Below are 23,150 nucleotides of genomic sequence, written 5' to 3' on the forward strand. Positions count from 1 at the left end.
TTGGAACGTTCAATGCCTTCCGAAGTTATAGAACTACCGTCCATGAAAGCGGCAATCTTCAAAGGAGATCGAAATGCCCGCGAAATCCAAAGCTCAACAAAGGGCTGCCGGCGCAGCGCTGTCCGCAAAGCGTGGCGAGACTCCGAAAAGCGAATTGAAGGGAGTCTCGAAAGAAATGGAGAGATCCATGAGCGAGCGGCAACTGGAGGAGTTCGCATCGACCAAGATAAAGGGTAAACCGGAACACGTATCCAAATGACGATGCGTGGAGGAATGACCGGTGCCTCATCGTTCCACAATGCTCAAGGCATTTACGACGGTCTTACTTCTGGTCGCAATCACAACGACAACATGGGCACGGTCGGCACCCGGTGCCCTCAGCCAGGATGCGGACTTTCTTCGCACTTTTGACGGACAGTTTACCGGAACTGGCAAGTTGGAGCGTGCCAATGGCTCAGACCACGCGCTGACGTGCGAATTCAAAGGCAATAGCGTGGGGCGGCAGGCCGTCTTTGACGGGCGCTGCATGACAGCGATCATATTTGGCATATCGATGCGCATCAGTATCCGATATGACGCAGCGACGAGGCGCTATTTTGGCTCGTTTCACGAGAGTATGGGCACCATTGCCGTTCTTGCCGGCTCTCGGCGGGGCGAGACGCTTTCGCTCTCTTTTATCGAGACGGCAAAGAGTATTCGTCCCAATCCACCCGCACGACTGACGATCACGCGAAGAAATCATGACATAGTTCTGGCACTTCGCAGAACAATGCCGGGTCGGGGTCAAAACCTTGACCTTGTGTTGCGCCAAAGTTGAAATCCACCATTGGCTCACCTGCGAGCGCTCATCTGGTGGGAGCCCGCCTCGGGCAGCAACACCGCCTCACGCGTACCATTTCGATTGCGTTATTTAAGGAGTGGATCAAGAAGGCAATTATTCGGTCGGCATGGCGCGGCAATATTGCGGAACGGTCGATTGAATCCGCGACCGAAACAGGGACTGCGATTACGCAACGAGACGGTCTGCCCTAACAGTGAGGCGAATCGACAAACCCTCGGGTCTCCATTCGCGAGAAATCTCGCCGCCGAGCTGGCTGCGGACCGTCGCCTTGGCGAGGATACTGCCAAATCCATCACCATCGGATTGCCGCTCGACTCGCGGCCCGCCGATCTCGGTCCACGTCAGCATAAAGTGCTCCCCATCCTCGACGCATGTTATATCGACGCGTCCGTCCGAGGTGGAAAGAGCTCCATATTTCGCGGCGTTGGTTGCAAATTCATGCAGCAGCAATGCAAAGCTCGTGACCGCGCTGCCGCTAATCGTGACATCGGGGCCAGTAATGATGGCCCGCGATCGCCGGTTGTCGGTGCTGACATCGTAGGGCGCCACAATCGTCTGGATCAAGGCGTGCAGCATGGTTGTCTGCTCGTTGCGACTGGCTGCGTCAGACGTGCGGGGAACCGTCAAGGCATGCGCAAGCGCCAATGCGTTCAATCGGGCCGAAACAGCGGATGCGAGCTCGCCCGGTGTCGTCGCGGCTCGCGCGCTTAAGGACACAACGCTGCTTGCAAGACTGAACAGATTTTTGACGCGGTGGTCCATCTCCCTGATCAACAGATGTTGCTGCTCTTCCGCGCGCCGGCGCTCGGTTATATCGCGAGCGATCTTGGACGCACCGACTACGCGGCCTTCGCGATTTTTGATCGGCGAGACCGACAATGATATTTCGACGAGCCTGCCGTCCTTCCGGCGCCGGATCGTTTCATAGTGGTCGATGCGTTCGCCACGGCGGATGCGCGCCAGGATCTCTGGCTCCTCGTTCTGTCGATCCAGAGGAATAAGCATGAGAACAGGCTGGCCGATTGCTTCCTCCGCCGTGTAACCGAACAGACGCTCGGCGCCACGGTTCCAGTTGACGATTGTGCCGTTCAAATCCTTGGCGAGGATCGCGTCGTCGGACGATTCAACGATTGCGGCAAACCTTTGGGCCGCCTCTTCCGCGACGGTCAGTTCGGTCAGATCGACGAGCATATTGACTGCGCCGCTAAGATTTCCGGCGGCGTCGAAGATCGGAGTTGGAAGTGCAAGGAAAGCCACACGTGTACCATCCGGCCGCTCGGCAACCGCTTCCAGCCCTCTGACGGCGCGGCGCTCTTTCAACGCGATCGCCATGGGACATTCGTCGTGCGGGAGAGGTGTCCCATCGGGCCGATAGAGCTTCCATGAGCCGAAAAATTCGCTCGCTCCAAGCTCGGGGCTGACACCCCACATCACAGCTGCTGCTTTGTTGTAGAACGTGATCCTACCGACGGCATCCGTCGTATAGACGGCTTCCGGCAATGCCTCGAGAACATCCTGAAGCGCCAGCGGATGATAAAGCGAATTTGGTTGCGATCCACCTTTAGCAAAAATTTCGGAGGACTCGGTGATCACATCATTCTCAGCAATCGACAGATGGCTCATCGCGTACACTCCGTTTCCCGGCAATGCTTGAAAACCGCGACCTCATGCGCAGATAGTATGGCCGCAGTAATAAAGCCGAAGACAGGTCTTCTTCACCCGCAATTAAAGTACACTCGGGCGGCCTCGTAGATGGAACTATTAAGGCGGCAGGAGTAGGGATTGTAGATCGAAAAATACTATAACGATTAGTAGAAATTGTCTTTTTTCGTCGCATAGGTCCATTTTATGGGTGCGCGATGCGACGCCGGCGATCCGGTCAGTGAGAAATTCGACCCCAGGTTAACCCCGACCGAGACGGTGCCGGAGATCTTATGGGACGCGCCGATACCGATATCGAAAGCATGACTGTTCTCTGCCGGGTTTTCAGAATTTGGACGACTTGGCGATCACGATCAGGTGCGGCATCCTTGAATGAACGCGTGACGCGCTATTCTCTCCCTGCTGAGGCAAGGATCGACATGGCGGCGCAGAAAGAGAATTACCTCAGACAGCGCGCCTATCAAATTTAGCAGGAGCGGCGACGGCCGTATGGGGAAGATCTCCGCCATTGGTTGAAGGCGACTTACCTGCCGGAATGGGATGCCCACAAGGATGCTTGAGACCCCACAAACAGCGATATTTCCGTCCTTTTGGCAAGGACCGCGGCGTCCGGGGCATAGGCAAGCGGGTAAGGATGCCTAGGCGCTCGCGCCGCCAAAGCCGGCGAGGCACGAAACAGGAACCCAAAGCCATCCAGTGGCGTTCTGGGTTCCTTGCTGAAATCAGGCGTGGCGCCAGCCAAAACAGTTCCCAGTTTACGCAGGACCACCATCTGCGCGTCAGATGACACGGCAACAAGTCCTTGGAGGAATAAATGCAAAACCAATCTCAAGCGGCCGACAAGGCCGTACCGGCTCCCAAAGATCAGCATCTGCGCGAGCTCGCCAATTGCATCCGTTTTCTGTCCATGGACGCTGTCGAAAAGGCAAAAAGCGGCCATCCGGGAATGCCGATGGGCATGGCGGACATCGCAGCCGTGCTGTTTTCAGACTTCATGAAGTTCGATGCCGACGATCCATATTGGTTCGACCGCGATCGTTTCGTGATCTCGAATGGCCACGGCTCGATGCTGCTCTACAGTCTTTTGTACCTGACGGGTTACAAGGACATGACGATCGAAGAGATCCAACGGTTCCGTCAAATCGATAGCAGGACGCCCGGACATCCGGAATATCACCACGCACCCGGGATCGAGACGACCACGGGGCCTTTGGGACAGGGGCTGGCGAATTCGGTTGGCTTTGCTTTGGCCGAACGGATCATGAATTCCGCCTTTGGCGACGATCTCGTCGATCATTTCACCTATGTTTTCCTCGGTGACGGATGCACGATGGAAGGCGTCAGCCACGAAGCGATTTCTCTCGCTGGCCATCTGAAGCTCGGAAGACTGATCGCCTTTTTCGACAACAATTCCATATCCATCGACGGCGCCACCAGCCTTGCCGAATCCGACAATCAAGCCGACCGTTTCCGTGCCTCGAACTGGCACGTGCAGGAAATCGACGGACACGACACAGACGCTATTCGCAGCGCCATCATCGAGGCCCGGAAAATTACCGACAGGCCATCGATGATTTCTTGCCGAACCATCATCGGCTTTGGTTTTCCGACAAAGGCCGGCACGCAAAAGGCGCATAGCGACGCACCGGGAGAAGAGGAAATCGCCGGCGCCCGCCGGATCCTCGCTTGGTCCGCCCCTCCATTTGAAATCCCGCAACCGCTGCTCGACAGCTGGCGCCAGATCGGCGCGAGGGGCCGACAGGCACGGATGGCCTGGGCCGATCGTGTGAAGGAGATGCCGGAATCGCTTCGGGAAAATTTCGAACGGCGCATGAAAGGAGAACTCCCTTCCCACTGGCGTCAGGCAATCGCATCGGCCAAGGTCGAGCTGCTTGCCAGCGAGAAGGATTTGGCGACGCGGCAGGCAAGCGGCATCGTGCTCAATCATCTGTTCGATGCCATTCCCGAAATGCTCGGTGGTTCGGCGGATCTGACGCCGTCCAACAATACAAAGGCGAAAAATCAGGTCGAAATCACACCCGGTCACTATGCCGGCTCCTATGTTCACTATGGCGTCCGCGAACATGGCATGGCAGCCGCAATGAATGGCATTGCGTTACATGGCGGCCTCATTCCCTACGGCGGAACGTTCCTGACGTTTTCCGACTATTGCCGACCGTCCATTCGCCTTGCCGCTATGATGGAAATTCGCACCATCTTCGTGATGACGCACGATTCCATAGGTCTTGGCGAAGATGGTCCAACACACCAGCCGATCGAACATCTGAGTGCGCTGCGCGCCATTCCCCGGCTTGCCGTCTATCGACCGGGCGATCCTATCGAGACTGCCGAATGCTGGGAAGCGATCCTCGACGCACCCAGACGCGCGGCGCTGATCGCGTTATCCCGGCAGCCGATGCCTTTTCTTCGGCGTGATGCCGGTGGCGAAAATCTCTCGGCTAGGGGCGGCTATGTTCTGCTCGACGCCGAAGGCGGAGAGCGACGCCTCACGATCATGGCAACCGGGTCCGAACTGCATCTTGCGACGCAAGCGCGAGCCGTCTTACAGGGCGAAGGGATTCCGACTGCGGTCGTTTCCATGCCCTGCCGCCTGATATTCGAAGAGCAGGATGATGATTACAAACGCAAGGTTCTCGGCGAAACCCGGGCACGTGTTGCCGTTGAAGCAGCCGTGCAGGATTCCTGGGATCGCTATCTGGGACTCGACGGCCGTTTTGTCGGCATGCACGAGTTCGGCGCATCGGGCAAGATCGACGACGTCTACAAGAAGTTCGATATCACGACCGACGCCGTGGTCCGCGCCGCTCGAACGGTCTTGAGAACGGCTTGAGCGCCGAAATCACCCGTGCCACTCACGAAATGCCCGATAGCTGCCAGTATCTCGCGGTGCACGACCACATCCAGATATTCAAACGCTTGATCGGAAACATAGCGTTGCGAACGCTTATGCCCGGAACAGGCGCTTTTATGGTCACCATGTACTTACTTTCGATATACATTGAAAGGCACGGATCAATTTCGAGGCGAGCCGCGTTACATATCCACTGATGCTGACCTTGAACCGCGCCAATTCACACCTGCTGTCATCACTTTCAAAAAAGCGGTGGCCCAAGAGAATTGATATTTCAATGACCCATGCCCGTATTGCCGTTCTCGTGGTCGAGGACGAACCACTAACGAGGATAGACATTGTAAGCGCTCTGGAGGATGGCGGGTTTCTGGTCTTTGAGGCTGCAAACGCCGACGAAGCCATTGTCGTCCTCGAACACCATACTGAAATACAAGCCCTGTTCACCGACATCGATATGCCCGGCAGCATGGACGGTCTGAAACTTGCAGCCGCTGTTCGAGATCGCTGGCCGCCCATCAAGATCATCGTGACATCCGGCCACCGGTCCATTCTGGAAGAGAACCTCCCGATCGATGGGCGGTTTTTCAGCAAGCCCTACAACCCCGAGAGAATTATCAGCGCAATACGCGAAATGGTGGCGGCCTGAGCGAGGTCGACACTGATCATCATCCACGTTTGTGCTGAGCTTTTGTTGCTTGCCTATAAGGTCGGAAGGATAGATGCTCCTCAGGATTGTATGCCCCAGTTATCCATAAGACTCCATCCCTTTGATCGCACACGGAATAAAAGCCCAACCGACGGCTGCCGTCGTACAAAGAGGAAAAACAATATAAATCAATGAACTAGGGAACGTTTTTCGCTCGCAAGGGTTAACTCCCGGTAATGGCATGCACCTTCGTCTGCCGTACTTTACAGGAGTATCTCATGAAAATTCGTTCGATCCTTGCCGGCTTGGCGCTCACACTTATGAGTGGCGCAGCCTTCGCTCAGACGACTGCTGCAACCGGCGCAGACGCCGCCATGGCTGGCCCCGGCATCACAATGGGCAAGACGGCGAGCGGCCCCTTAAAATACGTCAACATCCAGGACGATGATCTGGTCACGTCGAAATTGGTCGGCATCGGCATATACAACAAGCAGAACGAAACCATTGGTAAAATATCCGACGTAGTCATCGGTGGGGGCAAGTCGGTGATTGGCGTTGTTGCAAGTGTCGGCGGCTTCCTCGGCATCGGTGAAACCTACGTGGTTCTCGATCCATCGTCGATCGCGCTGGCGCCGGACAACGGAACCTGGAAGGCTTACGTTGACACCTCGAAACAGGATCTCTCGATGGCCCCGAAGCTCGACTATTCCAAATTGAGGAAATAATGCTGGGGCCAGCTTCGCGCTGGCCCTCTTCCTTCTGACCTGTTGCACTGAAAAAGAGCCGGCGCTCCAAAAACGTTGGCTCCGCATCACCGCCTCTTTTCCTATGCGGCTATTCCACGCGCGCATGACATGGAGAACGGTAGATCGATGGCGGACGCCCTCCCCGCATAAATTTCCAGGGCCCTGATGGAGGCCTTGAAAGCATCCTTGCGGTGATGGGGAAATCGCGGACGGAAAGGCAGTACGCCCGCGTGCTGTTTCGCTAACCATGGTGGGAAAACCGAAAAACCGCCATGCTCACCATACCCTTCTTTCATGTCGGTTGGCCTGTGGTCTCGCCAGCAAAACCCGTGAACCGCAAGGTAGTTCTAAACTTAGTCGTCGCCGGCACGGCTTGCAGTCGGGCATCAATAAAAGGCAACCCCTCACCCAATCGTCTAGTCCGGCCGGAACCAATTGCTGCGCACATGGTTGTAGACTTACGGGTCTCGTGAAGAAGATCCGGCAATGTGAGGAAACACAATGAAAACGATGATTTTCGCCGCGGCGCTCCTTGGAGCGTCAGCGCTGACGGCTGTCGCCCAGACATCCGCGACCCCGTCGACGGATGCCAATACCCCGGCCGTCGCTACCCCCAACACCAAGAACCCGACGGCGCCCGTCGCAGGCCACAATAGCTTCACTGAGGCACAGGCCAAGGAACGCATAGAGAAGGCGGGGTATAGCGGCGTCACGGCGCTCAAACTGGATGACAAGGGTCTGTGGCAGTCAACAGCAACCAAAGACGGCAAGTCCGTGTCGGTCACTCTCGACTACCAGGGCAACATCGTCGCGATGTGATTGCCGCACATCCGAATCTATCGATTTCAGGAGAACTAAAATGAAAACAGTTTCCGGACTTTTCGACGACTACAAGGATGCCGAAACCGCAGTCGAGGCGCTTGAGAGATCTGGTGTGCCTTCAGAACAGATAAGCATCGTCTCGAACAATGCTCACGATCATGACAAGGATCATTCGGGTGCTGCCAATGGCGCCGGTACGGGTGCGGGGCTTGGCGCTGTCGTTGGTGGCGCGGGCGGTCTGTTGACGGGCCTGGGCATGATCGCAATTCCGGGCGTGGGCCCCGTTGTCGCGGCCGGCTGGCTTGCGGCGACCGCGGTTGGTGCCGTCGCTGGCGCAGTCGCCGGCGGTGCTGCAGGTGGCCTGATCGGTGCCCTGACTGATTCCGGCGTTCCGGAAGCTGACGCGCATGTCTATGCCGAAGGTGTCCGTCGCGGCGGGACGCTCGTCACCGCGAAGGTCGAGGACGCAGTCGCGCTCAATGCGCAGACAATTCTCAAGCGGTCGAACTGGGTCGATCCGGTTGAGCGTCGCAACGCCTATACCAAGCAAGGCTGGACCAAGTTCGACGAAAGCCTTGATCCGTACGAACCGGCGGCCATCGAGGAAGAGCGGGCCCGCTATCGCCAGCCAGGCGTCTGATGAAATGAGCTCTGGCCTCAAGGTCAGGGCTCTCCTTTCTCACCGATCTATCTTAAACACAGGAGGCTCTTATGGGTCGCGGCATTCTTCTCTGGTTCCTGGGCATTCCGATCCCGATTATCATCCTCATCATGCTCTTTGTACGATAGGAGCGCATCATGACGACAATCGACGCAAATGCTGCGCGCACTGTTGCACCTGAATCCTCCGCCTCCGGCGTGAATTGGGCCCCGATCATCGCAGGAGCACTCGCCGCTGTCGGTGTGACACTGATCCTGACACTGCTAGGATCCGGACTAGGCCTGACTATGGTGTCGCCATGGTCCTCGCAAAGCGCTGCGGTCGCCACCGTTTCAATCTCAGCGGCTATCTGGCTCATCATCGTCCAGTGGCTTTCGGCTGGTATTGGCGGCTACCTAACCGGCCGCCTTCGCACGAAATGGGTATCGGTCCATACGGACGAGGTCTATTTCCGGGACACCGCCCACGGACTACTCACCTGGGCATTGGCGACGCTGGTCGTCGTTGGCGTCCTCGGTTCAGCCCTTTCATCGATCGTCGGCGCCGGGGTCCAGGCCGCTTCCACCGTGACATCTGGCGCGGCCACCGTGGCGGTTTCCAAAGCCGGCGACAGCGTGGGAGGCAGCTCCTACTTCGTCGACAGCCTGCTGCGGCCGGCCGACCCGCGGAAGCTTCCGGCAAATGCAAACGTCACCGACACCTCAGCGGCGCAGGTCGCCACAATCCTCGCCAATGGCGCGGTTTCCGGCAGCATTTCCCCGGATGACCAGACGTATCTGACACAGCTTGTCGCTGCGAAGACCGGGCTGTCCGACGCCGACGCTAAAACGCGGGTCGACACGATTCTGAAGAATGTTGCCGACGCCAAGGCAAAGGCTCAGCAGGCTGCAGAGGGTGCTCGCAAGGCTGGTACCAAGCTCGCCCTTTTCGGGACATTGTCGCTGCTGATCGGTGCATTCATTGCCGCCGTCGCTGCAGTCATCGGCGGTCGCGAACGCGATGATATGAAAGCACTTTGAAAGTGGGGTCGCCTGTAAGGCAGGCGACCCTACGCCCGAGCGACTTCGGCTCGAACTTTTCGCTGGATGTCATGGTTCTCGAAGGACGATCCCCGGCCGCAACGGTTGATCGCCGTCGAGCTCATTAGATCCGAGATCGAACGATGGTAGATTACCACCGTTGATCGACCGCCAGGCGATGGCAGATTGCATCGCATCCTCTCGTTTAGGCCTCTCCATTGGACAATCCCGTGCCCCTTACCCATAAGCAGCACCTGCGCCACGACCAACCTCTGTGGGCAGCTTCTCCGAGAATTTCGGTGGTGTCGAGGAAGAGGCCATCGTCCACATCGTTCGATGTCATCATCGTTGGAGCGGGCATCAGCGGTGCGCTCATGGCGCATGCGCTGGCGGGAAAGGCATTGAGAATCCTTGTCGTCGATCGCAGACAGCCTGTACGTGGCAGCACCATAGCCAGCACGGCGATGATACAACATGAGATCGATGTACCCCTGCATGTGCTGGCGAAGATGGTTGGCGAGAAGAAGGCACAGCGTGTCTGGCAGCGCTCGGCGCGTGCGGTTGAGGAACTCATCAGCCTTGTCCGGGACCTCGAATTGAAATGTGCCTTTGAGCGGAAGCACACACTCTTCCTGTCGGGTGAGGAGTATGGCGCCCGAGCACTTCAGATGGAGGTCGATGCCAGAGCGAAGGCTGGGATCAAAGCGGAACTACTCGATTCCTTTACTCTTCGAGAACGATATGGACTTCATCGGCACGCAGCGATCAACAGCGCTATTTCAGCGTCAGCCGATCCGGCACAGCTTACCGCAGCATTACTTCGAAACGCGAAGGTCCATGGTATCGAAATCGCTGCAGGCATCGAAATCAAGGACGTGCGTAATACCGATGAGGAGGTCGTCGTCTCGACGTCCGAAGGAAAAATGATCACGGCAAAGCATGTCGTGTTCTGCACGGGTTACGAATTTCTGGAATCGATTGCGAACAAGAGCCAGAAGCTGATCTCGACCTGGGCACTTGCCAGCCGGCCGCGGCTGAAGCGACCGGAATGGCTTGATCGTTATCTCATCTGGGAGGGCTCGGATCCGTATCTCTATTTCCGCACAACGCCGGATGGTCGGGTCATAGTCGGCGGCGAAGACGAAGATGGCGACGGCGCCTATAAGGATTCGTCAAAAGTCACGAAGAAGGCAAAAATTCTTGTTGAGAAGCTGGGCGATCTGACCGGCATATCGATCGGCAGGCCCGACTTTACATGGTCGGCCGCGTTCGGCGTAACGCCAAACGGGTTACCAATGATTGGCAACCTCCCGGGGATGAAGAACGTTTTCGTGACGATGGGTTTCGGTGGCAACGGCATAACGTTCAGCAAGATTGCGGCGGATCTCATCTCTTCCGAAATCCTGGGGCATCGTGACGCCGATTGGGATCTGTTCCCCATCCATTAGTCTCACTGTGACTGAGAGCTACCACAGAGAGAAGGACAAACCTCCGGAACGCCGGCATTGAGCGGTGGGGCCTTGGACGACGACGCTTTCATCAGGCTTTGGTTCATTATCCGACTGAATTTCGATATTGATTTCGGCGAAGTATTTTTAGGCGCGTTGACACACCATCATTTGTGCAGGGCGATCAGATGCAAGTGATGGCCTCGTTGGGAACTATGCCAGATCTGCGACCCGCCCCCATGTCATATGGGTGCGGGATGACCGTACAGCAGAAGAAGTGGCGGGCCGGAGCCCGCATGGCGGACGCGAAGCTCCCGAGGTCCGACGTCGATCATTTCCAATTGGAAGCCGCAGAACATGCATTCTCCTCGGTCTCCGGTGCGAAGTTGGAGCAAGTGCAAAACACCGGGATACAGCATTGGAAGTAGCAACCCGAGAGCGCCCCAGATGTTGCGGCGTTGCTTCCATTCTATAGTTTGAGTTGGGTCAGCGGCTCCCCAGCATGTTCTGGGTATTTAGGACGACTTCAGTCGCAGACTTTCGCCGCTGAACGCAGGATGGAATGCTTTACCGTCGGAGCTTCGCCCTATCGCCTTTACTGAGTTGGTGTTGTTGCCGGTGGAGTTGAATTAGCCGCTGATGGCTGGATCGTCGTCTGGGCAGGCGGAACGCGAGAGTCCGATCGACCCATGATAGACCAAAAGCTCCAGGCCAGAGCCGCGACCAGAACAGCCGCAAGAATGGCGATCCAAGGAGACCACGCCGGCCGATCAACCGGCGTCGTTCTCAGGCCGGGGCGGGGGTTGTCGGTATTTTTGCTCATTGCAACACTCCTCCAGAGCGAAAGTCCTTAGCTGCAATAAAAGTTCCACCTGGGATGTGAAATTCGAGCGACCGAATCCGCGCTCCGAGTACAAGGAAATATTCGCCCATAGTCCTATCGTCAGACCGATATCAAAGAGCAGGAAAAGACGGCGTCTGAGCGTGGGGAACGCGCTGGTCCTCTATTGCCTTGCGAGTTCGCGCATCGGAAACAGACTTATCGGTCGGAACGATGCAGGAGCGACAACGTTCATCACTACAAGCCTCGCCACCAATCATGTCGCCCGCGAGGAGAATCCTGCAACGCGGGAGCGCTTTACTGAGCCGTCGCAGCGGGCACCGGCAGGGTTGGCTATCAAATAGGTGCGGGAGACGTAGCCTGGATGAACACATATATGGTCACGTTGTTCATCTTTGGAGCGATCGTGCTGCTGACTGCGTGGCTACCGCTGGCTCTGCGTCATATGCCCTTATCGCTGCCGATCTGCTGTGTGGTGATCGGCATGCTTCTGACGTGGACGCCACTCGCCCCACTTCCACGGATAAACCCGCTCGACAGTCGCGAACTCACGGAACATCTAACAGAATTCGTCGTGATCGTGGCATTGATGGGCGCTGGCTTGAAGATTGACCGGCCGCTGGGATGGCGGCGATGGGCGATGACCTGGCGATTGCTCGGGATTGCCATGCCCATCTCGATCGGGATGATTGCCCTCCTCGGCTGGGGTGTTCTCGGGCTGGGGGCCGCCTCCGCGCTCCTGCTCGGTGCGGCACTCGCACCTACCGATCCCGTACTGGCGGGTGATATCCAGGTCGGACCACCGCAGACCGGCGAAGAAGACGACATCAGATTCGCGCTGACCTCGGAAGCCGGCCTCAACGACGGACTCAGCTTCCCCTTCGTCATGGCCGCTATCGCCGTGACCTCACAAGGAAGCAATGATCATGGATGGATCACTCATTGGTTCGCCTTCGATGTCGTCTGGAGACTGACGGCAGGTATCGCTTTGGGGTGGGTTACCGGCCGCATACTCGGATATCTGACATTTAAGGTTCCGAGGTCCAGTCGCATAGCTAAAACCGGCGACGGACTTGCTGCACTGGGTTTCACATGCCTTTCATACGGCGCGACCGAACTGATCCATGGTTACGGTTTTGTCGCTGTGTTTGTGACAGCACTGACGCTGCGCAGTGTCGAAAGGCAGAGCAGCTTTCATGGAGAGCTCCATGATTTTGGCGAGCAGATCGAGCGACTCCTGATGATGGTCGTACTTGTCGGCTTCGGCTCCGCGCTTGCGGAGGGATCGCTGATATCGCATGTCGACTGGCGTGTCGTCACTGTGGCCGTGCTGACGCTTGCGATAGTCAGACCGGCGGCTGGCTGGATCAGCCTGATCGGCAGCCAACAGCCGCGTGCCGAGAAGCTCATCGTTTCTATTTTCGGGATCAGAGGATTAGGGTCGATTTACTATTTGGCTTACGCCTCCGGAAGAGCTTCGTTCAACGGGATCGAGGTCATCTGGGCAACGGTTTTTCTAATCATCCTTTTTTCGGCGATCGTCCACGGCGTGGCAGTCACGCCGGTAATGCGGTGGATCGATCGTGAACGAGGTACTGACAGCTTGCGCCCAACCACGATGGACAGCCAACAGACCGAAAACCAGGCAGACGCCTAGAGCGAAAATGTTCGCTCAATCAACGACTGATTCACGTATGCCTCCATCTTGATGGCTGCCCCCAAAGCAGTATTGCCAAGCCCTCTGCTCTGGGCGTAAGGACTCTCCCCGAACAATGAGCACGGTTATATCAGGAGAAAAGCTTGCAAGTCCTTGTTAGAGACAACAACGTCGATCAGGCGCTACGCTTTCTGAAGAAGAAATTGCAGCAGGAGGGTGTTTTCCGGGAAATGCGGCTGCGCGAGTATTATGAAAAGCCTTCCCAAAAGCGCGCCCGCGAAACGGCTGAGGGAATACGGCGTGCGCGCAAGCTCGCACAAAAGAAACTGAACCGCGAGCTAGGCATAAGCACAGCTAAAAAGCCCAAGCCGGCTCCCCGCTCCAAATAGATATAACCTACTCTCCGCCGAAAGCGCAGCCTGGCGGAAACCTGCTTCCGCGGAGCCAAAAGTGTGAACCGGCTCTGCACGATGACCCCGTTGAGATCCCGTGCAAGCGATTTTAAGCTTCACTCGGGCGGCCATCAGGCTCGGCATATCCCAATCGGCCCTCAGCCAGGCTATACGTCGGTTGATTGAGACATTGCGCCGGGCACTGGGCGACGTGTCGGAGAGGCTCGCAGCCGTCACTTCGATGCGCAGCTGAAAGGGTATGGCATCGCCCTTGTTTTGGAAAGCAGCGCACCACCGCCGACAAATCACTGTGCCGCGTGCTGGAGCAATTCCAGGAAAAGTGCGCAGCGGTTTTCCGTCTGGAATTGCGTAAAAATAACAGATAGAGCGGTTTGGCGATTCCATGAATCGCTGAACCGCTCCAGAGGACTGGTGTCAGCCGTTCGCCGGGTTTCACTTATACTATCCGAGCCACCGGCAAAGCTCTGCTGCTTTCGACTTGCTTAGGCACGACAAACATCTGGCCGAAGATCATAAACCAAGCATGATGTGTTCGAACCAATGTGACCGGTCAAAGCTAAACAGCGCGCGCCGCGACACCGCATTCCTCCTTGATCTATTTTCACGTGCCTTTCTGCAATATTTTGGCCGTAGTGGAACTTTCAGCCACGCTATCGATTTGCTTCGTCGAAACAGCGAGGAGAAGTCGGGCATGGATTCACAACGGACTTTTCAACGACGACGCCCCGTAAGGGGTGCTCCTTATTCACTGGCGGAATTTCAGAAAAAGTACCGCCTGGACGGTGGCACCGCCGAAGACCTCTTCCTTCGGTTTGGCCCCTCGGCGATTGAGCTCGATTTGCTCATGAAGGCAAAACGTCGAGCACCTTCTTTTGATGAGCTGACGAAAGATATGCCTCATCGCTAGAGATCGTCCAATGGCGCTCTCTCCAGATGTCAGAGGCGCCCTCACGCCGCATGAACCAAGATCTCACTCCCAGATCTTGTTTTCACAGCGTCAAGTTTACATTGCCCTACCATCATCTTGAACCGAGGAGGTACTCGAATTGGCGCTACGCCTTTTTGACGATGACCCGCTCCGGTTTGGCGAATTGAGGCGAGTGATGGGCCGACCTAAAACCTCTGTATGCAGAATCTTCAGATATCCTTGGCTCAAAGATTTCTCGTGATCGTCGGCATTTTGGCGGCGATTGCGCTTGCCGCAAACATTCCGCATCTCCACACGGGAAAAGGTCATCGGGAATTGGGCAGGATAGAGCTATCTGCTGGATCGTCGCGCGTTCCGCGTGATTGTATTTGGTCCAGCCACACCGCTGGAACCAAACGGGTCCAGCGGTCGATGCAAGCCTGTAAACGCTACAGCGCTGCTTATTCTACCTTCGATGTGATCTGCCCTTCGCTCTATTTTGCAGTATCTGAGATTGTCCGGGCATACTTCTTGCCCCATGGGCTGCCACTGTTTCCTCCAGAGCAACAGAGTTTTCTGTATCCCTCGTAGGCTCTATCGCGACACGACTGCGCACTTCTGCTCCCGGTAGATAGTCTCGCTTCTGCGATACGCGAACTCCGAAGTGAGCCGACATGCGTACGATAGCAGCCGGACGCCACATCCTGCCGGCCTGCCTCGGTATGGGGTCGGCAATCTCCGGGCCTGTCTTTCGATGATAGCGCAGGAAAGCTTCTTAGCGCGCGTTTGCACCAATCCGATTTGAAACCCTGTTGTTTGCCTGATCCTCGTTGGGATCGGCGCTACGTTAGAAGGAGTATATAATGCCGCTCGCCATCACTGGATTTAATTCCCTTCGTCAGGCTCCCTTTCGCCTGTGTCGCGCTCTTTGGGAGACACTTCCGCACCCAGTCCGGCGAACGCCGGCCATGTTCCGTGCCGGACGATACATCTACCGCCAATTCACCCGTCACACCGGGAAGTTTCAGTCGCACTATACCCAGTTCATGCGCAACCCGCCGCTGTTGTCGACTATCGCAACACTCGCGTCCCACTATCCGCGTAGCAGCCACCTAAAGATCGCGTCTATTGGGTGCAGTACCGGGGCCGAACTCTATTCCGTTCTCTACACGATCAAAAGCCTCCGGAGCGATTTGCATGTCACCGCGCAGGGCGCAGACATATCGGATGCGGTGGTGGAGGCCGCACGGCGAGGCGTCTACTTTCCCGATGTTCCGGCTGCCGAGGGAGGTCTTTACGCTGCAGGCAGGGCGGAAGTCGCCGGCGCTGATGTGCCATCACTCGTCAAACTCCTGGAGCCTCTTGCGGATGGATCGTTGCGGGTAAGGGACTGGGTGAGGGAAGGCGTTACCTGGCGGACCGCCGATGCGACTGACGATAAGCTTCCGGAGCTTTTCGAGCCGCAGGATTTCCTGCTGGCAAACAATTTCATGGGGCCGATGGACGACCACTTGGCCGAACGATGCCTACGGAACATGGTAAGGCTTGTCGCCCGCGACGGATATCTGGTCGTCGACGGGATCGATCTCGACGTTAAAACGAGAGTGTTGACGGAATTCGGGTTTCGGCCCGTGCTGATGAACCAGGAAGAGATATGGGAAGCGGAGGGATTAAAAACCGGCTGGCCGTGGCTTCGCTGGGGCCGTGAGCCGATCGATCGCAGCGAGGCTGATTGGGCTCGGCGATATTCGGTCATCTTTCGCCGTGACGACCACTAACTCGCGAATTTGCGCCGGCCGCCGAGATCGTCAATCGAGGCGAGGCGACCGGTGATCTATCAATCTGGAACGCTCACATGTTTTCACCGACCAAGGACGCTGAACCCCGCATGGACAGCGAAGCACCGCATTGGGACGGACGCACAAGACGTCAGTTTATACAGGCGATCGTGTCCGGTGGCGTTTGGATCGTCGTAGCGAAGATCGTTTCACAGGTTTCGCAAATCGCGATGTTCTTCCTTGCGGCACGCATGCTGAGCCCCGCCGAATTCGGGCTTTTCGCTTTCGTTTCGGCTATTGCCATGCTGCTGGTGGTGATAGCGGAGGGTGGCTGGGCGGAATTCATGATGAAATCGCGAGATAGCGGCGATTGCTTCGATCAAGTCGCCACTATCTCGCTTTGCAGCGGCGGGATATTTACGATCGTCGGCCTCATCGGTACCGCGGTTTTCTACGCCCTTGCAGCCAACGTCGCGCAAAGTTGGCTTCTCGCTCTTCTAAGTTGCTGGATGTTGCCCGCGGCGCTAACCGCCACTTTCGACGGCGTGTTGGTCGCTTCCGGTCGTCTGCATCAGCGTGCACTCGTCAGAGTCGTTGGAGAGGTCGTAGGCCTGCTCACGGCAGTGGCGTTGCTCTACCTTGATGCGCATGCATCGGCTCTGGCGGCGGCCAAAATAGTTTGCCAGTTTGTTTTGCTGACAGGATCCGTGATCGTTACGATGCGGCTACCGCGTCTACGGCTTACGGCACCTGTGTTTGTCGAAGTCGTAACATTCTCGCGCCAGATCGTCGGAAATCGTCTGGTCGTCTTTCTCGGATCATATTCGGGTACCCTGGTCGTGGGGAGTTTTCTAGGGGTAGCGGATGCGGGATTCTACCGTGCGGCAGAGCGTGTCGTCTCAGTCGTGTCGGAATTGATGGGCGAGCCGGCGCGGTCGTTGAGTTGGGTGGTTTTCCGGCGCGCGCACGGGCAGCCTGGCGCATCGGCGCGCTCGATCGGCCACGCCGGCGTGAGATTCCTTCTCATTCTGTTTGCCATTGCAGCGCCCATGTACCTCGGTCTTGCGCAGGTATGCGAACCTGTCGTACGTCTTCTGCTTGGCGATGCATGGATGCCTGCAGCCTCCATAATACCCTTTCTTTGTGTGCGCCAATTGCTGCTTTCACCTGGCTACATCAACGAGGCGTCGCTATCCGTCATCGATCGAATCCGGTACCGGCTCCCCGTTACGGTGTTGAACGTTGCTGTATCGCTTGCGGCCGTCGTTGTGTTTGCACGGTTTGGGCTAAGAGAGTTGGCGATCGTTCAATGCTTCACGGCCGCTTTCGCGCTGGCGACCTGCATCGGACTGCAGTCGAAGATTGCGAAGGTGGATTGGGTGGAGATTTCGAAAGGAGTTATCCTGCTGATCCTGCCTGCGAGCATAATGATGATCGCGACCGTGATGGTGGTCTACAATCTGTCGGGAGACATGTCCTGGCGGGTCCGTCTTTTTCTTCAGATCACTACCGGCGCTCTGACCTACGCTACCGCGCTGATGGCATTGGTAGGTCTAAGCAGGCGCCTGCGCTGGCTAACCTTAGAATAGAATGAACCGGGGCGATTCGCGTTCCGCGGAGCTTGACGGGTATTCATTTTCCGTCGGCAAGAATTCGCGGGCGGATTCCACAACTCTGTCGCCAGCGCGCCCGCGACGCCTTTTCCTGGGCGCCAGGACGATGAAGTATCCGGATTTCCTCGACATTCGTATCGCGCTAATGGGTCGTGTTCTCTTGCCGGACCCCATATCGACATCAACCGCAAGGCAGGGCTTTGCGTTCAGGTTTCGGACCTCGAAGACATTGTACGGGAATTTGCAGCACGAAATAGAGGGCGATCCGAGGGCCGCCCTCTGCAACTCCATGCCTATCCGGCTATTTAGCCACGTGCCAGAGGTTGGCAACGCCGTCGCCGTTCATGTCGCCTGACTTTTTATCTCCAGTAAAGGTATAAAGCGGCTTGCCGCCATAGGCCCACATTTGCTTGCCGTCGGCATCCTTGACCAGCGACCACTCACCCTCTGCCTTGGCTTTGTCGGCAGCATGGAAGGCTGGCCACTTCTTGAGGCAATCCTTGTCGCAGTTTGATTTACCTTTGGTATCCTTGTCGAATGTGTAGAGGGTCATGCCCTTTTCCGTAGCCATGACCTTGCCCATTTTGGTGTCGACCATCTTGACAGGTTCGGCTGCCAGAGCCGGCAAAGTTGTTGCGGCTAAAAGGCCGATCGCGATCAGCAGCGTTTTCATATTTTCCTCCCATTCGGGGTTCCTGACGAAATGTCAGCAGTGCCCGATATAGCCATAGAGAAACGTTCGGCCGCCAACGTGGTTCCATTGAGCGGCTGGCAAACCGCACAACGGCAATTGCCTTCCTATCGCAATGACATTGCGTGAAAAACCCGGTTCATAAGGAGCCCGAATAACGGATTCTCTTTCCTGCCTTGAGCGAGACGACGTCCATACCGGGGAAGGCTTTCGCATCGCAAGCCTGCGGCCCCTGAGGACATCAAACCATGACCACCCACCCGCCGCTATTGCCGGCCTCGGAGCGATCGTCACGGAATTGGTGATCAATGTTTCCAAGCTCCCCTTCCCTGGCCATCGCAACGGTTTGTCGCAAGTGTCGGCGGCTTCAAAACTGCCGGGTATTCCCGGAAAGCTCGCCCCTACCCTGTTTCATCCTGTAAATCGTTTTGTGCAGTGCAACAAAATGGAGCAGTGCGCGTTTGCTTTTGTCACTGCCATTCCGGCTTTGATAGTTGGAGCATGCAATGACATCCCTTTCCGATACGATCAAACGCCTCGCAGAGCAGCGAGCTGGACACTTCGGCAATAGTGCTGCGACGTCTCGGCTCGGAGATCTCGGAGCCTTCGGTTCAAACCCTGGGGCACTGGCCGCAAAGATATATGTTCCTTCTTCGCCGGAGCAGCCCCCGGCCCTCGTCGTTGTATTGCACGGTTGTACCCAAACAGCTGAAATCTACGATCATGGTTCTGGGTGGTCCCGCCTTGCCGACGAACATGGCTTCATTCTTCTTTATCCGGAGCAGCGCCGGGAGAACAATATCAATCTCTGTTTCAACTGGTTCGAGCCGGGCGATACGCGCCGCAGCGAAGGGGAGGCCATGTCGATCGTTCAGATGATTGAAATGGCATGCCGTGAGCAGCAGATAGATCGCAAGCGGGTTTTCATCACCGGACTTTCAGCCGGCGGCGCGATGGCCAACGTCATGCTCGCGACCTATCCGGAAGTATTCGCGGGCGGCGCAATCATCGCGGGCCTGCCCTACAACGTCGCCTCTACCGTTCCGGAAGCCTTTGAGCGGATGCGCGGTAACGGCCTTCCATCCGCGTCAATCCTTTCCGCCAAGATCACCGAGGCATCACCACATCGAGGGCCGTGGCCCATTGTCTCTGTCTGGCAGGGCACCCGGGACCACATTGTCGCCGAGGCGAACGCCCGTGGACTCGTCGAGCAATGGCGAAGCATTCACGGCGTGTCTTCCTCTTCGCCCACATCCTCGGTTTCGGAAGCCAACCATCGCATCACCGGATGGGAAATGGAGGACGGCTTCGTCTCGATCGAGCTCCATAGAATCGACGGCATGGGTCACGGAACGCCGATCGACACCAAGAGCGGTCTCGGCGTTACTGGTCCGTTCATGCTTGATGTCGGCGTCTCTTCAACCGCGCATATCGCCCGATCCTGGGGCCTGACGCCGTCCTTTGGCAAACGAAGCTATCCCGAGCCCCATCAAAACGACGCGCTGCCGGAACGACCAATACCTGCGTCCGCCGACGGTATCCGGGGTGTCATCGAAAATGCCCTTCGTTCCGCCGGCCTCATGCGCTGAATGATCTGATGAATATGGCAATCGGGACAAGACCTTGAGCCTATTTCGTGCGCATCACCCTTCACGGATTTTGTCGCCACGGCGCAACTCGTGATGACGCCAAGCAGCTTCTGAGAAGGAACATTCTGGTGCGACGGGCATTCCCCTTTAAGCTCGTACGAGCCCAAAAGGAAAGGAAAAGGAAAGGAAAATGCTATGAATACGAAAGTCATCGTTTCAGCAGCGGCCGCCTTTGGCCTTCTTGCTGGTTCAGCCTTCGCACAATCCTCGACAGTTACCGGGGCTGCGGGTGGCGCGGTTACCGGAGCAGTTGTTGGCGGCCCTGTGGGCGCGGCAGTCGGCGGCGTGACCGGAGCTATCGTCGGAACGGCCATCGACCCTCCGCCCCAGAAGGTCGTCACCTATGTGGAAGAGCAGCCGATGCCTTCCCGTGAGACCGTCGTGCAAGATAGGATAGTTGTCGGCCGGCCTCTCCCTGACACCGTTGTTGTCACACCGGTCCCCGATAATCCAACCTACGCCTACGCCTACGTTAACCACGAGCGGGTTATCGTCCAGCCGAAGACCCGTAAGGTTGTGAAAATCCTGGAATAATGCTGCCGGAAGGGCCTTTTCCGAAGGCCCTTCCCACCGGGAGGCGAGCAGCCCATGGCGCGTTCTTCGTGCGTATGGCGTTTGCGAACTCAGGCATACGCATTTTCGAGTTCTGATCCGCGCTCGAGCGGAAGCTCAATTCCTCTGGATAGAATGGCTCGCCTCATGATAGCGGGCCCAAGAAGTTTTTTGAGCCACTTGGTGGCGCAATACGACAGCCCTCTCCACAGTGCAGGCTTGCCCAGGCGCCTCCGGGAACGCCGACCAGGCAGACTTCAATTTCCATTCTGGGACGCCGCCGCTTCACTCGCGGTCCCGCTCCACGGAGGGCCGGTTCTCCAAAAGACGCAAAAGCAAATTCCGCTTTCTCTTGCGGTGGACAAGATCAATATCACTGACAAGCTTTGCACCGCCTTCGCGCCGCTCCAATGTGATCTTGCGGCTATGGAAGGCTTCCAGCTCGGCTCGATGCGCTACGCTTATGATGGTGACCTTCGGCAATTCACGGATCACCGTCTCCATCATCTTGTCCTGGCTCTTCTCGTCGAGCGCTGACGTTGCTTCATCCAGCACGATGATATCGGGATCGTGCAGCAAGAGACGCGCAAACGCGAGCCGCTGCTTTTCGCCACCCGACAGCGTCTGGTCCCATGGCGCATCCTCCTCGATCTTATCGTTCAAATAATCGAGCCCCACCCTATCGAGGGCTGCCTTGATCGTATCCAGCGTCCAGTCATCGGCGGCACGCGGATAGGCGACTGCACGGCGAAGCGTCCCGGAAGGGATATAAGGCCGTTGCGGTAACATGAACAATCGTCTGTCGGCGTGGAAATTGACGCTGCCGTTGCCCCACGGCCAAAGACCTGCGATGGCCCGCACCAGCGTGCTCTTGCCTGAACCGGATTCTCCGGCCACGAGCACCCGCTCGCCTGGCTCGATCACGACCTGGGTTTCCTTGACCACAGCGGTGCCGTCGTCAAGCGACACCGACAGATCGTTCAGGCTGAGCATCGCATCGCCTTCAGTTTCACCGCGCTTGATGCGTCCCAGGGCGTTGCTCTGTTCCGCGCGCTCGAGCCCGTCGAGCGACATCATCAGCGAAGCAACGCGCCGGGCACAGGCGTTCCAATCGGCAAGCCGGGGATAGTTGTCGACCAGCCACCCGAACGCGCTCTGAACGATGGCGAAGGCGGAGGCAGCCTGCATTATCTGTCCAAGAGTCATGCTGCCTTCGAGAAACTTTGGAGCGCAAAGTAAAATCGGTACGACTGGCGCAAACAGGCTCGACCCCTGCGACACAAGCGACGTGCGCATATGCTGGCGTGCAAGAAGCGCCCATTGCCTGAGCACATTGGCGAACGTCTTGTCGACGTCGTTACGCTCCTCCTCTTCACCGCCGAGCAATGCGATACTCTCGCCGTTTTCCCGCACGTGCGTCAGCGTGTAGCGAAATTCGGCTTCCGCCTGATTTTTGACCTCTGAGATGTGGACGAAATGGCGGCCGATAACCGCCATCGAGCTGGACGTGATCGCGGCGTAGAGTACCGCAGTGATGACGAGGAAGCCGGGAACAGTGACGCTCGAACCCCCGATCGTCAGATTCAAGGCCCCGCCGATCGTCCAGAGCACCACAATGAAGGTCGAGGCAGACAGAAATGCGGAAATGACACCAGCGGTGAAATCAACAGGTGATTCAGTGGCAATCCGCAAATCCTCCGTGATGCGCGCTTCGGGGTTCTTGTGGTCGCCGCCGATGAGATTCAGTTGATAGTACCGGCCGTTTGCGAGCCAGCGCGCGATCACCGCGGTAGTGAGCCAGGAGCGCCAGCGGCGCTGGATCGCCATACGAAGGGAGACTTGGACAGCGACAAGGACTACGCTTCCGAGCACGAGTGGCAGGAACACGGCACTTAGGAAATATACGGTGCTGGCATTACGCTGTTCTATGGCGTCAAAAATCGCGCGATTCCAGATATTGATTCCGTACTGGAAGCCGACATTGATGCCGATCAGGGTCAATAGTGCCATTGAGCACGGCCAAGCGAGGCTGTCGCCACTGCTGCCCCAGTAACCGCGCGCACTGATCCAGAAACGCGTCAGCAAATACCTCTTGCGCGCCCGCTCGGCCTCCTCAGGCGTCAACTCTGGATCGGGCTCGATGACATTTGGCGGCGGCGCGACCTCGACAGTCGACGCCTTTTCCTGGCGCGACTTCTTAAGGCCGCGCGGTTTGGTGCCGCCGCCCGATTTCGGATTGAATTTAGCGTGGGTCATAAGCACGATAACGGCTTAAAAATCAAAAGGTTTCATGCTGCCGTTGTCGAATACGGCATCGCAGGCGTGTCGAAAA

General features: G+C 57.1%; 20 protein-coding genes and 1 pseudogene. 17 read left to right on the forward strand and 4 right to left on the reverse strand.

The window, feature by feature from the left end:
• Positions 1-73 precede the first annotated feature (73 nt).
• On the forward strand, positions 74-259 hold the full coding sequence (locus AB8B29_RS27255) for a DUF3008 family protein (RefSeq protein WP_037191382.1): 186 nt from the start codon (positions 74-76) through the stop codon (positions 257-259).
• A gap of 747 nt (positions 260-1,006) precedes the next feature.
• On the opposite strand, the gene AB8B29_RS27260 is transcribed toward AB8B29_RS27255, so the two are convergent.
• Positions 1,007-2,464 carry a PAS domain S-box protein gene (locus AB8B29_RS27260; protein WP_037191386.1) on the reverse strand — a complete coding sequence of 486 codons (1,458 nt, stop codon included), beginning with the start codon at positions 2,462-2,464 and terminating at the stop codon, positions 1,007-1,009.
• 311 nt (positions 2,465-2,775) lie between these two features.
• On the opposite strand from AB8B29_RS27260, the gene AB8B29_RS27265 reads away from it, so the two are divergent.
• From AB8B29_RS27265 to AB8B29_RS27315, 11 genes are all read left to right on the forward strand, one after another.
• A complete protein-coding gene (locus AB8B29_RS27265) occupies positions 2,776-2,973 on the forward strand; it encodes a hypothetical protein (protein WP_037191388.1) in 198 nt (65 codons plus the stop codon).
• Between the two features lie 344 nt (positions 2,974-3,317).
• Positions 3,318-5,354, forward strand: a complete 2,037-nt coding sequence (gene tkt, locus AB8B29_RS27270) for a transketolase (protein WP_047639739.1) — start codon at positions 3,318-3,320, stop codon at positions 5,352-5,354.
• 217 nt (positions 5,355-5,571) lie between these two features.
• Positions 5,572-6,021 carry a response regulator gene (locus AB8B29_RS27275; RefSeq protein ID WP_376774283.1) on the forward strand — a complete coding sequence of 150 codons (450 nt, stop codon included), beginning with the start codon at positions 5,572-5,574 and terminating at the stop codon, positions 6,019-6,021.
• 278 nt (positions 6,022-6,299) lie between these two features.
• Positions 6,300-6,746 carry a PRC-barrel domain-containing protein gene (locus tag AB8B29_RS27280; protein WP_037191397.1) on the forward strand — a complete coding sequence of 149 codons (447 nt, stop codon included), beginning with the start codon at positions 6,300-6,302 and terminating at the stop codon, positions 6,744-6,746.
• 522 nt (positions 6,747-7,268) lie between these two features.
• Positions 7,269-7,586 carry a PepSY domain-containing protein gene (locus AB8B29_RS27285; RefSeq protein ID WP_037191400.1) on the forward strand — a complete coding sequence of 106 codons (318 nt, stop codon included), beginning with the start codon at positions 7,269-7,271 and terminating at the stop codon, positions 7,584-7,586.
• 40 nt (positions 7,587-7,626) lie between these two features.
• Positions 7,627-8,229: a general stress protein gene (locus AB8B29_RS27290; RefSeq protein ID WP_037191403.1), complete on the forward strand. Its 603-nt coding sequence runs from the start codon at positions 7,627-7,629 to the stop codon at positions 8,227-8,229.
• Between the two features lie 158 nt (positions 8,230-8,387).
• On the forward strand, positions 8,388-9,269 hold the full coding sequence (locus AB8B29_RS27295) for a hypothetical protein (RefSeq protein ID WP_037191406.1): 882 nt from the start codon (positions 8,388-8,390) through the stop codon (positions 9,267-9,269).
• A gap of 293 nt (positions 9,270-9,562) precedes the next feature.
• Positions 9,563-10,717: an NAD(P)/FAD-dependent oxidoreductase gene (locus AB8B29_RS27300; protein WP_312865306.1), complete on the forward strand. Its 1,155-nt coding sequence runs from the start codon at positions 9,563-9,565 to the stop codon at positions 10,715-10,717.
• 1,205 nt (positions 10,718-11,922) lie between these two features.
• Entirely contained in the window at positions 11,923-13,215 is a 1,293-nt protein-coding gene (locus AB8B29_RS27305) for a cation:proton antiporter (RefSeq protein WP_051963235.1), read from the forward strand.
• Between the two features lie 143 nt (positions 13,216-13,358).
• The gene (gene rpsU, locus AB8B29_RS27310) at positions 13,359-13,604 is read left to right on the forward strand and encodes a 30S ribosomal protein S21 (RefSeq protein ID WP_037191410.1); all 246 of its coding nucleotides are present in this window, start codon (positions 13,359-13,361) and stop codon (positions 13,602-13,604) included.
• A 100-nt stretch (positions 13,605-13,704) separates the two neighbouring features.
• Complete coding sequence (locus AB8B29_RS27315; RefSeq protein ID WP_081938671.1) at positions 13,705-13,860, forward strand: helix-turn-helix domain-containing protein; 156 nt, start codon at positions 13,705-13,707, stop codon at positions 13,858-13,860.
• A 250-nt stretch (positions 13,861-14,110) separates the two neighbouring features.
• On the opposite strand, the pseudogene AB8B29_RS27320 reads toward AB8B29_RS27315, so the two are convergent.
• Positions 14,111-14,218 (reverse strand): annotated as a pseudogene (locus AB8B29_RS27320) (YkgJ family cysteine cluster protein); the annotation flags it as partial.
• A gap of 101 nt (positions 14,219-14,319) precedes the next feature.
• On the opposite strand from AB8B29_RS27320, the gene AB8B29_RS27325 reads away from it, so the two are divergent.
• From AB8B29_RS27325 to AB8B29_RS27335, 3 genes are all read left to right on the forward strand, one after another.
• Positions 14,320-14,535 carry a hypothetical protein gene (locus AB8B29_RS27325; RefSeq protein WP_081938682.1) on the forward strand — a complete coding sequence of 72 codons (216 nt, stop codon included), beginning with the start codon at positions 14,320-14,322 and terminating at the stop codon, positions 14,533-14,535.
• A 968-nt stretch (positions 14,536-15,503) separates the two neighbouring features.
• Entirely contained in the window at positions 15,504-16,313 is an 810-nt protein-coding gene (locus AB8B29_RS27330; RefSeq protein ID WP_051963237.1) for a CheR family methyltransferase, read from the forward strand.
• A gap of 110 nt (positions 16,314-16,423) precedes the next feature.
• Positions 16,424-17,902: an oligosaccharide flippase family protein gene (locus tag AB8B29_RS27335; protein ID WP_162734438.1), complete on the forward strand. Its 1,479-nt coding sequence runs from the start codon at positions 16,424-16,426 to the stop codon at positions 17,900-17,902.
• A gap of 325 nt (positions 17,903-18,227) precedes the next feature.
• On the opposite strand, the gene AB8B29_RS27340 is transcribed toward AB8B29_RS27335, so the two are convergent.
• Complete coding sequence (locus AB8B29_RS27340) at positions 18,228-18,599, reverse strand: COG4315 family predicted lipoprotein (protein WP_037191418.1); 372 nt, start codon at positions 18,597-18,599, stop codon at positions 18,228-18,230.
• A gap of 524 nt (positions 18,600-19,123) precedes the next feature.
• Between AB8B29_RS27340 and AB8B29_RS27345 the strand changes: the two genes are divergently transcribed.
• Both AB8B29_RS27345 and AB8B29_RS27350 read left to right on the forward strand, forming a co-directional pair.
• Entirely contained in the window at positions 19,124-20,206 is a 1,083-nt protein-coding gene (locus AB8B29_RS27345) for an extracellular catalytic domain type 1 short-chain-length polyhydroxyalkanoate depolymerase (protein WP_037191424.1), read from the forward strand.
• Between the two features lie 195 nt (positions 20,207-20,401).
• Entirely contained in the window at positions 20,402-20,800 is a 399-nt protein-coding gene (locus AB8B29_RS27350; protein ID WP_037191426.1) for a DUF1236 domain-containing protein, read from the forward strand.
• Positions 20,801-21,103: 303 nt separating this feature from the next.
• Here AB8B29_RS27350 and AB8B29_RS27355 read toward each other — a convergent pair whose 3' ends face one another.
• Positions 21,104-23,074, reverse strand: coding sequence for an ABC transporter ATP-binding protein/permease (locus AB8B29_RS27355; RefSeq protein ID WP_113102147.1), 1,971 nt, complete (start codon positions 23,072-23,074; stop codon positions 21,104-21,106).
• Positions 23,075-23,150 lie beyond the last annotated feature (76 nt).

Source organism: Rhizobium sp. 11_C7_N12_5, assembly GCF_051811145.1.
Lineage (GTDB): Bacteria > Pseudomonadota > Alphaproteobacteria > Rhizobiales > Rhizobiaceae > Rhizobium > Rhizobium lusitanum.

What these genes read in the sequence shown, in the direction of transcription:
- AB8B29_RS27255 (WP_037191382.1), top strand. Translation starts at nt 74, where the DNA reads ATGCCCGCGAAATCCAAAGCTCAACAAAGGGCTGCCGGCGCAGCGCTG.
- AB8B29_RS27260 (WP_037191386.1), bottom strand. Translation starts at nt 2,464, where the DNA reads ATGAGCCATCTGTCGATTGCTGAGAATGATGTGATCACCGAGTCCTCC.
- AB8B29_RS27265 (WP_037191388.1), top strand. Translation starts at nt 2,776, where the DNA reads ATGGGACGCGCCGATACCGATATCGAAAGCATGACTGTTCTCTGCCGG.
- tkt (WP_047639739.1), top strand. Translation starts at nt 3,318, where the DNA reads ATGCAAAACCAATCTCAAGCGGCCGACAAGGCCGTACCGGCTCCCAAA.
- AB8B29_RS27275 (WP_376774283.1), top strand. Translation starts at nt 5,572, where the DNA reads ATGCTGACCTTGAACCGCGCCAATTCACACCTGCTGTCATCACTTTCA.
- AB8B29_RS27280 (WP_037191397.1), top strand. Translation starts at nt 6,300, where the DNA reads ATGAAAATTCGTTCGATCCTTGCCGGCTTGGCGCTCACACTTATGAGT.
- AB8B29_RS27285 (WP_037191400.1), top strand. Translation starts at nt 7,269, where the DNA reads ATGAAAACGATGATTTTCGCCGCGGCGCTCCTTGGAGCGTCAGCGCTG.
- AB8B29_RS27290 (WP_037191403.1), top strand. Translation starts at nt 7,627, where the DNA reads ATGAAAACAGTTTCCGGACTTTTCGACGACTACAAGGATGCCGAAACC.
- AB8B29_RS27295 (WP_037191406.1), top strand. Translation starts at nt 8,388, where the DNA reads ATGACGACAATCGACGCAAATGCTGCGCGCACTGTTGCACCTGAATCC.
- AB8B29_RS27305 (WP_051963235.1), top strand. Translation starts at nt 11,923, where the DNA reads ATGAACACATATATGGTCACGTTGTTCATCTTTGGAGCGATCGTGCTG.
- AB8B29_RS27325 (WP_081938682.1), top strand. Translation starts at nt 14,320, where the DNA reads ATGGATTCACAACGGACTTTTCAACGACGACGCCCCGTAAGGGGTGCT.
- AB8B29_RS27330 (WP_051963237.1), top strand. Translation starts at nt 15,504, where the DNA reads ATGTTCCGTGCCGGACGATACATCTACCGCCAATTCACCCGTCACACC.
- AB8B29_RS27335 (WP_162734438.1), top strand. Translation starts at nt 16,424, where the DNA reads ATGGACAGCGAAGCACCGCATTGGGACGGACGCACAAGACGTCAGTTT.
- AB8B29_RS27340 (WP_037191418.1), bottom strand. Translation starts at nt 18,599, where the DNA reads ATGAAAACGCTGCTGATCGCGATCGGCCTTTTAGCCGCAACAACTTTG.
- AB8B29_RS27345 (WP_037191424.1), top strand. Translation starts at nt 19,124, where the DNA reads ATGACATCCCTTTCCGATACGATCAAACGCCTCGCAGAGCAGCGAGCT.
- AB8B29_RS27350 (WP_037191426.1), top strand. Translation starts at nt 20,402, where the DNA reads ATGAATACGAAAGTCATCGTTTCAGCAGCGGCCGCCTTTGGCCTTCTT.
- AB8B29_RS27355 (WP_113102147.1), bottom strand. Translation starts at nt 23,074, where the DNA reads ATGACCCACGCTAAATTCAATCCGAAATCGGGCGGCGGCACCAAACCG.